At 62.0% G+C, this 14,407-nt stretch carries 11 protein-coding genes; 5 read left to right on the top strand and 6 right to left on the bottom strand.

Translation table 11 applies throughout. The features are described 5' to 3' along the window. Positions 1-28: 28 nt before the first annotated feature. The 4 genes from QRN70_RS19520 to QRN70_RS19505 form a co-directional block, all read right to left on the bottom strand. Positions 29-844, bottom strand: a complete 816-nt coding sequence (locus tag QRN70_RS19520) for an energy transducer TonB (RefSeq protein ID WP_285419555.1) — start codon at positions 842-844, stop codon at positions 29-31. Positions 845-1,225: 381 nt separating this feature from the next. After that, positions 1,226-1,552, bottom strand: a complete 327-nt coding sequence (locus QRN70_RS19515) for a hypothetical protein (protein WP_008081769.1) — start codon at positions 1,550-1,552, stop codon at positions 1,226-1,228. A gap of 189 nt (positions 1,553-1,741) precedes the next feature. Next, entirely contained in the window at positions 1,742-3,085 is a 1,344-nt protein-coding gene (locus QRN70_RS19510) for an aryl-sulfate sulfotransferase (protein WP_285419554.1), read from the bottom strand. Positions 3,086-3,108: 23 nt separating this feature from the next. Beyond that, positions 3,109-5,469 carry a TonB-dependent receptor gene (locus QRN70_RS19505; RefSeq protein ID WP_285419553.1) on the bottom strand — a complete coding sequence of 787 codons (2,361 nt, stop codon included), beginning with the start codon at positions 5,467-5,469 and terminating at the stop codon, positions 3,109-3,111. A 165-nt stretch (positions 5,470-5,634) separates the two neighbouring features. Between QRN70_RS19505 and QRN70_RS19500 the strand changes: the two genes are divergently transcribed. Both QRN70_RS19500 and QRN70_RS19495 read left to right on the top strand, forming a co-directional pair. Further along, on the top strand, positions 5,635-6,579 hold the full coding sequence (locus tag QRN70_RS19500) for a LysR family transcriptional regulator (RefSeq protein WP_285419552.1): 945 nt from the start codon (positions 5,635-5,637) through the stop codon (positions 6,577-6,579). 215 nt (positions 6,580-6,794) lie between these two features. Then, positions 6,795-8,405: an alkaline phosphatase family protein gene (locus tag QRN70_RS19495; RefSeq protein ID WP_285419551.1), complete on the top strand. Its 1,611-nt coding sequence runs from the start codon at positions 6,795-6,797 to the stop codon at positions 8,403-8,405. Positions 8,406-8,498: 93 nt separating this feature from the next. Here the strand turns inward: QRN70_RS19495 and QRN70_RS19490 are convergent, their stop codons facing one another. After that, positions 8,499-9,419, bottom strand: a complete 921-nt coding sequence (locus tag QRN70_RS19490; RefSeq protein WP_285419550.1) for a TauD/TfdA dioxygenase family protein — start codon at positions 9,417-9,419, stop codon at positions 8,499-8,501. Positions 9,420-9,600: 181 nt separating this feature from the next. On the opposite strand from QRN70_RS19490, the gene QRN70_RS19485 reads away from it, so the two are divergent. Then, a complete protein-coding gene (locus QRN70_RS19485) occupies positions 9,601-10,521 on the top strand; it encodes a LysR family transcriptional regulator (protein WP_285419549.1) in 921 nt (306 codons plus the stop codon). A gap of 51 nt (positions 10,522-10,572) precedes the next feature. Here QRN70_RS19485 and QRN70_RS19480 read toward each other — a convergent pair whose 3' ends face one another. Then, complete coding sequence (locus tag QRN70_RS19480; protein WP_285419548.1) at positions 10,573-11,586, bottom strand: ABC transporter substrate-binding protein; 1,014 nt, start codon at positions 11,584-11,586, stop codon at positions 10,573-10,575. A 407-nt stretch (positions 11,587-11,993) separates the two neighbouring features. Here QRN70_RS19480 and QRN70_RS19475 point away from each other — a divergent pair, with 407 nt between their 5' ends. Together QRN70_RS19475 and QRN70_RS19470 are read left to right on the top strand one after the other, a co-directional pair. Then, positions 11,994-13,592, top strand: coding sequence for an ABC transporter permease (locus QRN70_RS19475; RefSeq protein WP_285419547.1), 1,599 nt, complete (start codon positions 11,994-11,996; stop codon positions 13,590-13,592). Next, on the top strand, positions 13,589-14,404 hold the full coding sequence (locus tag QRN70_RS19470; RefSeq protein WP_285419546.1) for an ABC transporter ATP-binding protein: 816 nt from the start codon (positions 13,589-13,591) through the stop codon (positions 14,402-14,404). The genes QRN70_RS19475 and QRN70_RS19470 overlap by 4 nt, the downstream gene beginning before the upstream one ends. The last annotated feature ends 3 nt before the right edge of the window (positions 14,405-14,407 follow it).

Genomic DNA, 14,407 nt, shown 5'->3' with positions numbered 1-14,407 from the left:
AAACGTTTAGCGCGAAATAGGTTTCGGTTTAATGAATCTTGAAATCGATGGGCACGCTGACCCAGCCATCCTGGGCGACATCCCCCTGCTTGGCCGGGACGAAGCTCCAGCGCTTCACCGCTGCCAGCGCCGCATCGTCGAGCTGTTGCCGACCACTGCTCTTCTGAATCTGGATCTCGCCCGGCTTGCCGCTGGCCAACACATGCACCCTTAGCAACACGCTGCCTTCCCAGCCTCGACGCTGGGCCAGCGACGGATACTCCGGGGCCGGGTTCTTCAGGTACGCGGCGTTGGCCGAGGCCGGTGTCACCGGGGCCGGCGCCGGTGGCGCGGGCGGTGCTGGGGCGGCGACCGGGGCCGCCGGCTGAGGCACTGCCGGTGGTTGCTCGAGCACTTTCGGGGCCGGTTTCGGCAGCGGTTTGGCGACCGGTTTCGGTTTCGGCTTGGGAATCGGTTTGGGGGGCGGCGGCTTCACGGCCAGTTCGTCTTCCACCGGCGGCGGTGGCTCCACCACAGGTGCCGGTGGCGGCGGTTCGACCACCGGTGGCGCGGGCGGCGCCGGACGCGAAAACTCGATGGTCATCGGCGGAATTTCCGGCGGCACGATCGGCAGCGGCGGCGTCGAATGCTGGTTGATCCAGTAGATCACCGCACCATGCACCAGCAGCGCCAATACGCCGAGCAGAAGGGTTTCGCGCGGGCTCAAAATGCCCGTGGGCGCACGCTGCAGACGCAGCTGCCCCAACGGCACGCGATGGGGCCGGCCGAGATCGACCAATTCGCCACTCGGCGCCTGGCGCCACAGCAACGGCTGCGCGCTGGCGGCGGTCTGGACATTGCCCATTGATTTACTCCCTGCGGTCTTTTTTGCGTTTTCTTTCAGCAAACCGATGGCGCCGCTTGTTGAATCCCCCACGGCTGATCGATAAGGCAATCATTGGCCTGGACGCTTATCTCCGAAAGTAATCTTTAATGTTATGTATAGAGCTTTAGGGAATATCAAAAACAGTCATTTCCGCCAAAGCCACGCCAGACAAGGGCTGCAGCGATTCGCTCGAAAACACATGCTTTGCCGGCATAAAAAGTATTCACGCAAGGCATGGCGCTGCCGCTCCGGTGTTACGCAGCGATAACTAACAATATGTAAAAGTTGCTGGGTCTTGTGCCGGACAAATAAAAAGGCCGATACACTTTCGCGTATCGGCCTTTGTTCTTCGGCACCAGGTTACTGTTTCACGAATTCTCCAGCCAGACCCACCACGTCACCATCAAAGTTGGTGCGCGAGCCCACGGCGCGAACTTTCGAATAGTTGTGATCCGGCGAGAACAATGTCCAGGACTGATAACCCGTGCCTTCATTCAGCGCCGCGAAGGTGATAATCGTAGGCTGCCCGGTGCTGTTCTGGAAATGATAGTGGCCGTACGCGATGTCGTAGTTCACGCCGTTCTGGCTGAACTTTCCGCTGAAGGTGCCGTTGGAATCGTTGCCATCGGTAATCGTCAGTTTGGCGCCAGCGTTAGCGTTTACATAATTGCCATTAATGCTCGACATAATACGATTTCCTTTATCGTTGGATAAGTGTCTTCCGATGAGAGCAAGTTTCCTCCTGGAAACTCACGACACTGAGAATGGTTGGACATTCAATTATTGTCCACGCGACTTATCAATGAAATTGCAATAAGCACTGTTCAACTTGCTCATAAGTTATTGCCAATCGGTGGAGGATTAATTCCATTTCAACTAACGACTGGCGTTGGCCTGCTGAATACCGACTGCCGGTGCGCGGACCGCGCTCTGCGAACGCGGTGTCCCCGCCGGCACCCAGTCATAACTCACAGGCAGCGCCCGATAGACCCAATTGCTGATGGCATCACTGCCCGGTGCCTTGCCCAGGTACGGGCTGACGTACTCCCAGACGTTCTCGCCGCTGGCGGTGACCTGGAAAAACCGCCCGTTCATGCCTTCATCGATCAGCGTATTGCCGTTGGGCAAGCGCCGCGCGCTGCTGATGAACGAACTGTAGAAGGCCCACCCCGGCTGCTGCGAATTGGCAGCGCTGTATTGCCAGACGATTTGCTGGTTTACCGGGTCGATTTCCAGCACCCGCGAGCCGGAAATCAGCCCCAGTGTGACGTTCGGATAACCCGCCGAACCCTGGTTGTCGAACACCAGCAGATGACCGGCACCGGGCAGTCCGGCCGGGATGATATGCGCATCATGCTGACCGACGAACTGATCGACCGGACGCGGCAGTTGTTGTGCGGTTTTCGGATTGCTCAGCGGCAGGTTCGGGCCGAGACGCCAGACCACTTTGCCGCTGGCTTTATCGATGATCGCGATGAAATTGGCGTTGCGCGAATCGAACAGCAGGTTGTCCGGCGCGAAGCGTTTGTCACCGCCATCGAACCACTTGTTCGGCCCGACCAGGCTGAGGTTGTTGATGTGCAAGTAATCGGGATTGTCGCTGGCGCGCACCAGTTTCAATTGCTCCGGGGTGAAGCCGAATTCGTTCAGGTGCTCTGAGGCCAGCCACTGCCATTTCACCTGGCCATCGGGGCTGACTTCATAGATCGCGTCGTCGATTACTTGCGGTGCCTTGAAGCCTTTGACCTTGTGCACCTTGTTGGCCAGCACCACGGTGTTGCCGTTGCTCAGCCGACGCTGGTCGTGATGCTGCTGCGCCGCGCCGCCGGGCGCCTTGTCGCCCCACTGCCAGACGACATTGCCATTCCAGTCGAGCTCGCCGACGCTCTGGTTGCCCAGGCCATTGCCGGCAGAGCCGAGCTTGCCCGGATCCTTGTCGCTCAGTTGCAGCAGCACGTGCCCGCGCTCGCCGCCGACCAGTTGCGGGTCGATGATCGCCGAGGGAAAACCGGCCTGCGGCCAGTTCTTCACTTCGTTGCCGTTCATGTCGATCAGGTGCGTGTGCTTGTCGGCACCGCTGAAAATCACGTACTGGTTGAACGCCTTGTCCGGGTCGTAGCGGGTGACGCCGGTGGGGTAGACGCTGGGCGCGGCGAGCGCGCCGGCACTGAGCAGCGCGCTGGACAGCAGCAGCGTCAAAGCGGTTTTGTCGGGCAACATGGTGCAGCTCCTTGAAGAGTCCATCAGAAGTCGTAGCGACCGGTGACACCGAGGGTGCGCGGGGTGCCGAGCAGGCCTTCATAGCCGCCGTTGCCGCCTGTCCAGAGGGTCGTGTAATAGGTTTTGTCGAAGGCGTTTTTCAGCCACAGCGAGACATCCCACTGGCCCTGGTTGAAATCGCCCCGCAGGCCGGTGGAGAGGTTGACCACCGCATAGCTCGGGATCTGGCCGTAATCGGAGTCCTCCACCGTGCCCACCGCTTTCGAACGGAATGCGTAGCTGGCGGTGACATAGGGTTCGAAGCCGTTGGCCAGGTTCCACTTGTATTCGCCGTTGGCGTTGCCGATCCATTTCGAGGCGCCCACCACCTGATGCCCGCTGAGATCGCACGAGGCCGGCGCGCCCGGCGCCTGGCTGACTTCCGGCGGGCACGGCGCATCCTTGTAGGAGAGATAACTGACGTCGTTGAACGAACCGTTGAAGTTCAGCGTCAGGCCGCGCAGCGGGATCAGCGTGCTTTCGAACTCGACCCCGCGCGAACGCACCGAGCCGGCATTGGTCAGGTATTGCACGCGGTTGACGTCGTCGTAGGCGTTGGTCTGATAGGCATTGACCTGGGTCCAGAACACGTTGGCGTTGAGCTGCAGGCGGCGATCCCACAGGGTGCTCTTGAACCCGAGCTCGGCGTTGTTGGCGCGCTCGGTGCCGATCAGCAGTGAATCGGCACCCGCCGTCGGTGCCGAGCCGACCACCAGGTTGACCCCGCCGGATTTCTCGCCGTGGGACAGCGTGGCGTAGCCGAGCACGTCATCGGTGATGCGGTAGCTGAGGTTGAGCAGGCCCGACGGGCTCGAGCTGTACTGGTTCAGGTCGCCGGAATCATAGGCGCCGGCACGGCCACGGCGTGCGGTAGCCGCCGCCCCGGTGACCGCCGCGCCACCCTGCGGTGCATCGCGGTTGACCCAGGCGTTTTTCTCTTCATAGGTGCCGCGGACCCCGGCAGTGAAATCCAGGCGCTCGGTGAGGTGCCAGGTGCCTTGGGCGAACAGCGCGAAGCTGTCGGTCTTGATGTGCCCGCGACCGACGCTGTCGACGTTGGCCAGCGCCCCGCTCGGCGTGCCGTTCCAGATGTCGGCCTTCGGCCCGTAATAAGCGAAGGATTTGTTGTCCAGATCCGAGCCGAAGTAATAGGCGCCGAGCACGTAGTCGAAGAACTCGCCCTTGGGCGACGCCAGGCGAAATTCCTGCGAGTACTGTTTGTCTTCCACCGAGACCCCGGCGTTGTAGGTCGCCGCGACGTTGAGTCCGTCGTCGTTCTTCGGGGTGAAATTCCAGAAGCGGTAGGAGCTGATCGAGGTCAGGGTGAAATCGCTCGGCAGCGTCCAGTTGGCCTCCAGCGAAGTACCGCCCTGATGCACGGTGACGTGCTGGTCGTTGTCCAGGTTGACCTTGCGGTGCGAGCCGTTGACCAGGGTCGCGCCGGCGGCAGCGGCCCGCGCCGAATACAGATTGACGCCGTTGATGGTCGGCCCGGTGTTGTACAGCACGCGGGTGCCGGCGCTGGAATCCTCTTCGTTGTAGTCGCCGATCCAGCGCAGGTTGAAGTCTTCGTTGGGCTTGAACAGCAGCTGCGCGCGGAAGCCGTCACGGGAGCCACCGTTCAGATCATGGCCGTTGTATTCGTTCTTGATGTCGCCGTCGCTGCGCGTGCGATAGGCCGAAATGCGCCCGGCCAGTTGCTCGTTGAGCGGCCCGGAAATCGTGCCCTTGGTCTGGAAATAACCGTCCTCGCCGACCGAGGTTTCGATGCTGCGTTCCGGGGTGAAACTCGGCGCGCGCGTACTGATGTTGATCACCCCAGCAGTGGTGTTCTTGCCGAACAGCGTACCCTGCGGCCCGCGCAGGACTTCCAGTTGCTCGATGTCCATCAGATCGAACACCGCCATCCCCGGCCGCCCCAGATAGACGTTGTCGATGTACAGGCCGACGCTGCCCTCCAGGCCATCGCTGGCCGGGTTGTTGCCCAAACCCCGTATCGACACGCTGGACTGGCGCGCGTGCATGTAGGCGACGTTGACGCTGGGCACCAGTTGCTGCAAATCCTGAATGCGGTAGACCCGCTGCGTCTCCAGATTCTGCCCGCTGACGACGCTCATCGGCGTTGGCACATCCTGCGAACTCTCCTCGCGGCGGCGGGTGGTGACCGTCACCGTTTCCAGTTGCGCACTGCTGGCTGCAGGCTTGCCGGCAGGCGCCGGCGCCGGGGTTTCAGCGTCCGCGGCGTAGCCGTGCGTCCAACTGGCACTCCCCGCCAGCAACAGCGCCAGAGGCAGGCGCTTGAGCCGTCGTGGCGTTAAGGGTGACGCGGGGTTCAACGGACTCATGGCGCGGCTCCTGGTCAAAAAACACACAGACATCTTCAACGCTGCATATTCTTTTAAGTTATTTATTTATGTTTTTACAAAGATTTACTGCATAAGAGATTGCCTTTATAAGGAGTCGACCTAATGCATATCCAATGCATTTCCCGGATATTTTTTATGTGAAAAATGCATATCGATCTGCGTCAGCTCCGCCACTTCATCGCCCTTGCCGAACAACGCAGCTTCGTCGCCGGCGCGCAGGCGGTGAACCTGTCGCAGTCGGCGTTCAGCCGCAGCATTCAGGCGCTGGAACATAGCGTCGGCTGCCAGTTGGTCGATCGCGCACGCAAGGATCTGCCGCCGACCAAACAGGGCCAGGTGCTGCTCGAACATGCGCGGCGGCTGGTCAGCGGCGCGCAGCAAATGGCCAACGAGATCAGCCAGTTCAACGGGCTGGAGGCGGGGGAGCTGCGCTTCGGCTGCGGCCCGGCACCGGCCGCCGGATTGATCCCGCGCGCCATCGGCAGCTTCATCGGCCGCTACCCGAAAGCACGGGTGCATTTCCAGGTCGATGACTGGCAGAGCCTGAGCAAACGCCTGCTCAGCGAGGAGTTCGAATTTTTCGTCGCCGATACCCGCCACTTCGAGGCCGATCCGGATTACCTGACCTATCGACTACGTCCGCGCAAATGGCATTTCTGTTGCCGTGCCGGGCATCCGCTGGCCGCTTTTGAGCGGATCACAGCCGAGCAACTGATGAGCTATCCGCTGGCCGTGAGCATCCGCCCACCGAACCTGCGCAAGGTCATTGTCGACCTCAGCGGGCGCCCGGACTTCGTGCCCAACGTCGAGTGCGAAAACAGCGCCAGCCTGCTCGGTGTGGTGTTGCGCTCCGATGCCATCGGCATCGTCGGCGCCTATTCGGATGCCCTGCACCACGCCCGCGGCGACCTCGTGCGGTTGAAGATCGAAGGGCTGGCCGATGATCTCGAAGAGTTGTACACGCGCTATGGGATTGTCAGTCGGGCGGGGTATCGGTTGTCGCCGCTGGCCGAGGCCATGATCGAGCAGATCAAGGTGATTGATGCGGCGGATGAGGAAGTCTGTTCACTCGATGGACTTGCGGTCTGATCCACCGCTATCGCTGGCAAGCCAGCTCCCACAGGTGGCGGGGTGTGCAGCGCATTCGGGCCGGGCGCACGTTCTGTGGGAGCTGGCTCGCCAGCGATGGCGTCAGCCCAGCCCCCCCATGCAACCACTGCATAAAACCCATTCCCCAAATGCACTTGCCGAACACCCCCGCCGAAAGCGACAACCCTCGCCTGTCTCTCTGACCGGTGAACCCCATGTCCAACCCGCAAAACCCCGTGCGCAACGTGCTGTACATCATGTGCGACCAACTGCGCCGCGATTACCTGTCGTGCTACGGCCATCCGCACCTGCACACGCCCAACATCGATCGCCTGGCAGCGGCCGGCGTGCGCTTCAGCCGCGCCTATACCCAGGGCACGATTTGCGGCCCGTCGCGGATGTCGGCCTACACCGGGCGCTATGTCAGCAGCCATCAGGTGGCGTGGAATGCCGTGCCGCTGCCCCTGGAAGAACTGACGCTGGGCGATTACCTGCGCCCCCACGGCATCCGCACTGCGCTGGTCGGCAAGACCCACGCCACGGCCAACGTCGATGCCCTGCAGCGCCTGGCGATCAATCCGCACAGCGCGCAAGCCGAAGTGCTCAATGAAGTCGGGTTCGAGGCGTACCTGCGTCACGACGGAATTTTCCCCGACGACCCGCTGTTCGATGACAAGCGCGAGTCAGCGCCCTACACCCATTACCTTCGCGAACAGGGATTTGGGGGGCGCAACCCCTGGCACGACTGGGCCAACGCCGCCGAAGGCGAGAACGGCGAAATCCTCAGCGGCTGGAAAATGCGCCACGCCCACCTGCCGGCGCGGATTCCCGAGCAACATTCGGAGACCGTCTACACTACTAATCGCGCCATCGACTTCATCGCCGAGCAAGGCGAAAAACCCTGGTGTTTGCACCTCTCGTACATCAAACCGCACTGGCCCTACATCGTACCGGCGCCGTACCACACCTTGTACAGTACGAAATCGATTCTCGCCCCGGTACGTAATGCCTCGCCAAGCGACCATCCGGTCTATAAGGCCTTTCGCCAGCATGAAGAAAGCCTGAATTTCTCCCGCGATAGCGTTCGCAACCATGTCATTCCCACTTACATGGGCCTGGTCAAACAGGTCGACGATCAGTTGGGGCGGCTGTTCGACTTCCTGCAAAGCAACGGCCGCTGGGACGACACGCTGATCGTGTTCACCAGCGATCACGGTGACTTCCTCGGCGATCACTGGCTGGGCGAAAAAGAGTTTCTGCTGGAACAAGCGGTAGGCGTGCCATTGATCGTCCGCGACCCGCGAGCGGTGGCAGATATCACCCGCGGCACGGTGGATGAACGCCTGGCGGAAACCATCGATGCCGTGCCGACCTTTCTTCAGGCCCTGGGCCTGCCGAGCGCCGATCATCGCCTGGAAGGTCGCTCGCTGATCCCGCTGTTGCACGGCGAAAATCCTGCCTGGCGCCAGTACGCCATCAGCGAATACGACTACGCCTTCCAGGCGCCGGCGCGGGAGCGACTCGGGCAGCCGATCGACCGCTGCCGCATGACCATGGTGCGCAGCGAACGCTGGAAATACCTGGCCTACGACGGCTTCCGGCCGCAGCTTTTCGATCTGTTGAATGATCCGCAGGAGTTGACGGATCTGGGCGCGGATCCGACGTATGCGGCGGTGCGCGAGGAACATGCGGGGTATCTGTTCGAGTGGGTGCGCGGGTTGAAGCGGCGCACCACGATCAGTCATCAGGAGATTGATTTACGCGGCCAGCGGTTTCGCTATGGCGAGCCGGAGAGCGAGAAAGTGGTGCAGATCGGCGTGTGGTAGTGAAAAGCTTCGCGAGCAGGCTCGCCCCCACAGATTGCGTGTCGTTCGACACAACTACATTGTGGGAGCGAGCCTGCTCGCGAAGAGGCCCGATCAGACGCCGACGAGCTCGGCGCCTTTGATGGTCTGGCTACGCTGCCCCGAAGCCCCTACCGGCACTTCGCCCTTGAGGGTGACGCGACGCACGATGCGGTCCTGGGTGCCGTAGTCATCGATCGCGTAATGCTGGGTCGAACGGTTATCCCAGATCGCCACGTCACCGGCCTTCCAGCGCCAGCGCACGGTGTTTTCCTGGCGTGTCACATGGCTTTGCAGCAGCGCGAACAAATGCGCCGAATCTGCTTGCGAGTAGCCCTTGATGCGCTTGACGAAATGCCCCAGCAACAAACTTTTCTCACCACTGATCGGGTGCACGCGCACCACCGGGTGTTCGGTCTCGTAGACGGTCGAGGTAAAGATCTTGCGATAGCGCTCGAGCTTCTCCGCCGAGACGTCCGGCTTCACGGCGGCGTAGTCGTATTCGTTGCTGTGCACCGCGACCAGTTTGTCCGCCAGCTCCCGCAGCTCGCCGGGCAGTTCGTTGTAGGCGCTGGCGGTGTTGGCCCACAGGGTATCGCCACCGAAAGCCGGGGCCACTACCGAGCGCAGGATCGAGGCTTTCGGGTAGGCATCGACGAAAGTCACGTCGGTGTGCCACGAGTTGGCGCGCTGCCCTTCGGCACCGTCCAGCTCGAGCAGATAACGGGTGCCCTCGCGGGACGGCACGGTCGGGTGCGCCACCGGCTCGCCGAGCAGGTGAGCGAAAGCTTCCTGGCGCTGGTCGTCGAGTTGAGTCTGCTCCCGGAAGAACACGACTTTGTACTGGATCAGCGCCTGCTGAATGGCTTCGACCGTGGCGGCGTCGAGTTCACCGGACAGCTGCACACCACGGATTTCAGCGCCGATACGACCGGCCACCGGATGGATTTCCAGCGCGTGGACAGCGGGTTTTACAGCGAGTGCGGCATTGCTCATGGATAGACCCTCATCGACAGCTTGCGGTTGGACGGCAGCGAAACAACGCTCTATCTATATTCCATTTACATCTAATAGATATTCACATGCTTCGTTGACGGAATAAGAGCTTGCATTTAAAACCTCAAGCAACCCTCGTCGCAAATGCCTTCGAGCTATTTTTAGGATGCCGGAAAAGCATATGGATCTTCGCCAGTTGCGCTACTTCATCGCCCTCAACGAGCACCGCAGTTTCGTCCGTGCAGCGGACGCCATGGGCATCACCCAACCGGCGTTCAGCCGCAGTATCCAGGGCCTGGAGCAGGAGTTCGGCTGTGTGCTGGTGGATCGCGGCAACAAAGACCTGCGCCCCACGCCGGAAGGCCAGGTGGTGCTGCAACACGCCCTGAGCCTGGTGCAGGGTGCCGCGTTGCTCAGCGCCGAAGTGACGCAGATGACCAAGCTCGACGCCGGTGAACTGCACTTCGGTTGCGGGCCGGCGCCGGCGGTGAAACTGGTGCCGGATGCGGTGGCGCAGTTCATCAACGCCCACCCGAAAGTGCGCACCTGCTTTCAAGTGGACAACTGGGAAAAACTCAGCCGCGCGCTGAGCCGCGAAGAGATCGAATTCTTCATCGCCGACATCCGCCATTTCGAGTCCGATCCGAACTTCCAGACCCAGCCACTGACGCCCAAGCGCGGGGTATTTTTCTGCCGTCCGGGGCATCCGCTGCTGGCCAAGGAAAGCCTGTCGACCAACGACATGTTCGACTATCCGCTGGCGACCACGCTGATCCCGCCGGGGATCCGCAAACTGCTGGCCAATCTCAGCGGGCGCATCGATTTTTCCCCGACCATCGAGACCGAACATTTTCCGGCGCTGGTGAAAGTGGTGCTGCAATCCAATGCGATTGGCGTCGGCACCGAAGAAGCGTTCGTCGAAGACATCGCCCAGGGTTCGCTGGCGCTGCTGCACTGGCGCAACCTGCCGCAGAATCTGGAGAGCATGAATGCCCGTTGCGGGATCGTCAGTCGCACCGGTTTCCGCCTGTCGCCGGCGGCACGGGCGATGATCGAGACGCTGGTGGCGGTGGATAGACAGGAAGTCAGCGTCGCTGTCTGAGGAAACCTTCGCGAGCAGGCTCGCGAAGAGGCCCGTCCAGGCGCTAAAAAATCAGAGCTTGGCCGCCGCTAGTTCAGGGGCGACCCAATCGCTGACCTTGAACGGCTTGCGAATCAGCCGCTCCTTCGCCGCCAGGTCCACCGAATCCTGCAACTTGCCGAGGAACACCGGATCGAGAGTCGAGGGGAACACCTCGCTGAGTTTCTGATCCGCCAGATCCTGGGTGAGGATCACCGGTGGATAGCTCGCCAGCCCCGACACCAGTTTCACGTAGGCGTCCTTGTTGCTGTCCTGGGTCAGCCATTCCACCGCTTGCTGCTGCGCCTTGAGCAACTTGGCCACCGCCTGCGGATGCGCGTCGACGAATTTGCCGGTGCCGACCAATACCGACTGCACGCTGCCGGCGCCACCGAGGTCCTTGGTGTTGAGCGGCAACTCGGCCAGGCCCTTGGCCTGCAGCGCTGTCAGCCCGGAACTGCCCCATGACGCATCGATCTGTTTTGCCGCCAGAGCCGCGACGGCGGCGCTGAAATCGAGGTTGATGACTTTCAGGTCCTTCTCGCTCAGGCCCTGGCTGGCCAGGGCGGCGTCAAACGACAGCTGGGTCGCCGTGCCCTTGAACACCGCCACGCGCTTGCCCTTGAGATCCTGCAGGGTCTTGATCCCGGAGCCCGGCACCACGCCCAGATACTGTTTCACCCCGCGCGCGCTGGCACTGAGCAGGCGTGTGTCGAGGCCATTGGACTTGCCGATGATTGCCGCCAGGTCGCCGAGGTACGCCAGATCGACCTGGCCATTGGCGAAAGCCTCGTTGATCACCGGCCCCGCGCCCTTGAAGAAGCTCCACTGAATCTTGATGCCCTGGTCGGCGAAGGCTTTCTCGAAGATCTGCTGATCGCGCAGCACATCCACCACGCCACCGCCGCTGTTCTGGGTGCCGGCGCTGAGGTCAGGCACAGCGATCCTGATTTCCTTGAGCTCGTCGGCGTGGGCGCTGAACGCCAGAAGCCCTGCCAGCGCCGGCGCAGCCAACAGTGTGATAACACGTTTGAAGGGGATGTTCATGGGTGCAGCTCCTGATCACAACGGGCATTGAGGAGCCGAAAGTAGGCCGAAGCACGACCTGCGCTTAAATACTATAAATTCACATTTTTATAGCTTTTCAAGCTAAGCAAGCAATTACGGGGCTTGCAGCGGCGTATGCATAAACAGCATGGAAAATATTCTTCGAATGCATTGGATGCGCATCGAGCTGCAGGCCTTAAATGGTCTGGCTTATCTCTCAATAGAATTGATTTGAATTTTTATAGATCGATTTTGCATACACCGCTAGCCAATTGTGGGAGCGGGCTTGCTCGCGAAGAGGCCGTGTCATTCACCATCACCTGTGCCTGACACTCCTTCTTCGTGAGCAAGCCCACTCCCACATCGGCACAGCGGTTCGCCATGCAACCCGACAACGGAGGTCACCCATGGCCCGTGATTCCCTGCTCAGCCTGCCGCTGCCGGCGCCGCCCCTGAAAAGTCGGCGCGCGTGGCCGAGCCTCAACCAGCGTTTGTTGCCATGGCTGTTGCCGATCAGCCTGTTTGCCTTGTGGTGGCTGGCCGCGCGCAATCAATGGATGAGCGAGCAGATCCTGCCCGCGCCATCGCTGGTCTGGAACAGTGCCGTCGAATTGGCCCAGGGCGAGTTGTGGAGCCATTTGTGGATCAGCCTGCAACGGTTGTTCTGGGGCCTGCTCGCCGGGATTGCGAGCGGTGCCGTACTGGGTGCGACGCTGGGTTTCAGTCAGCGCCTGGAACGTTTGGTGTTCCCGACCTTCGCCGGTCTGTCACAGGTGCCGACGCTGGCGTGGATTCCGCTGTTCATGGTGTTTTTCGGCATCGGCGAAGTGCTGAAACTGGTGGTGCTGATCAAGGCCATCGTGGTCCCGGTGACCCTGCATACCCTGGTCGGCGTGCGTGATGCGCAGCCGAAACTGCGTGAAGCCGCCGCCGTACTGCGCCTGCCGCCACGCCTGTTGATTCGCCGCCTGGTCCTGCCCGCCGCCCTGCCCGCCTTCATGGCCGGAGTACGCCTGGCACTGGCCGCCGGTTGGACCTCGCTGCTGGCGGTGGAGCTGCTGGCCTCCAGCGAAGGCATCGGTTACCTGATGGTCTGGGCACGGCAACTGTTCATGCTCGACATCGTGTTCGTGTGCATCGTGGTCATCGGCGTGCTCGGCGTGGCGATGGATCGCGGCATCGGCCTGCTGGATCGCAGACTGGTGCACTGGCCGCACCCGGCGACCGCGGAAATCCGCCGTGGCCCGCGCTATGAAGGTTGGCAGCGGCTGCAACCGTGGCTGTTGCCGCTGAGCCTGATCGGCGTCTGGCAAGTGGCGAGCGATCTGCAGTGGGTCGATGCGAACATTCTGGTCAGCCCGCTGGCGGTGCTGGAGACGGCAAGAAACGGTCTGCTCGATGGCACGCTGATCAGCGGCATGGCGCTGAGCCTCGCTCGTACCCTTGGCGGGTTGCTGCTCGGCGGCGGACTCGGTTTTGCCCTCGGCTTGCTGTTGGGGCTTTCACGTATCAGCGAGCGCCTGCTCGGCCCGACTCTCGCCGCCATTCGCCAGATCGCGATTTTCGCCTGGGTGCCGCTGCTCACGGCGTGGTTCGGCCTCGGTGAACTGGCGAAGTGGGTGTTCGTCGCCCTTGCCGCGTTCTTCCCGCTGTTCATCGCCACCCAGCGCAGCGTCGCCAATCTCTCGCCACAACTCGACGAAGCCGCGCAGGTCCTGCGCCTGAGCCTCGGCCAGCGCCTGCGCCGCCTGGTCCTGCCAGGCGCCGCGCCGGGGATTTTCGCCGGGCTGCGGCTGAGCCTGATCTACGCCTGGCTCGGCACCATCGGCGCCGAATACTTCATGCCGTCCAACGGCGGCATCGGCAGCCAGATGATCGGCGCGCAACAACTGCTGCGCATGGACCTGATCATGGCCGGCATGCTGCTGGTCGGCCTTACCGGCGCCCTGCTCAACCTCATTGGCCAACGCCTGGAAATCCGCGCCACTCGCTGGAGACACGCATGAACGCACCGATTGTCAGCTTCACCCATGTCGGCAAATCCTTCGACGTCGACGGTTTCGAACTGGAAGCCATCCGCGAATTCAACCTCGACATCGCCGAGGGCGAATTCGTCGCCATCGTCGGTTCCAGCGGCTGCGGTAAATCCACCCTGCTGCGCCTGCTGGTGGGCCTCGATACGCAGTTTCGCGGGCAGATCAGCGTCGACGGCAAGGCCGTCAGCGGCATCGGTGGCGAGCGCGGTATCGTCTTCCAGGAACACCGTCTGTTCCCGTGGCTGACAGTGGCCGACAACATCGGCCTGGGCCTGGTCAACGAGCCGCTGAGCGCCGCTCAAAAGCAGCAGCGCATCCACGACTTCATCGAGCTGGTCGGCCTGCGCGACTTTGCCCGCGCCTATCCGCACCAGTTGTCCGGCGGCATGGCGCAGCGCGTGGCGATTGCTCGCGGCCTGGTCGCCAGCCCGCGCATCCTGCTGCTCGACGAACCCTTCGGCGCCCTCGACGCCCTGACCCGCCAGCAGATGCAGGACGAGCTGCTGGCGATTCGTGACCGGGCGAAAATCACCACGATCCTGGTCACCCACGATGTCGAGGAGGCGATTTTTCTCGCCGACCGCGTGGTGGTGATGGAGCCGCGTCCGGGGCGGATCAAGCAAGTGGTCGACATCGCCCTGCCCCATCCGCGCCAGCGCAGCGGTTTCGACTTCCACCAGTTGCGCGAGCAACTGCTGCACGAGTTGACCAGCGACGACCATTACCAACCGAGCCTGCCGGCGCAGATCCGCGATCTGCCGCTGTCGTTCATTGCCTGCTGAACA

The organism is Pseudomonas sp. efr-133-TYG-5 (assembly GCF_030209175.1).
Classification (GTDB): domain Bacteria; phylum Pseudomonadota; class Gammaproteobacteria; order Pseudomonadales; family Pseudomonadaceae; genus Aquipseudomonas.
Note: the sequence above shows the minus strand (reverse complement) of the source record. Positions and strands in the feature narration are given on the sequence as shown.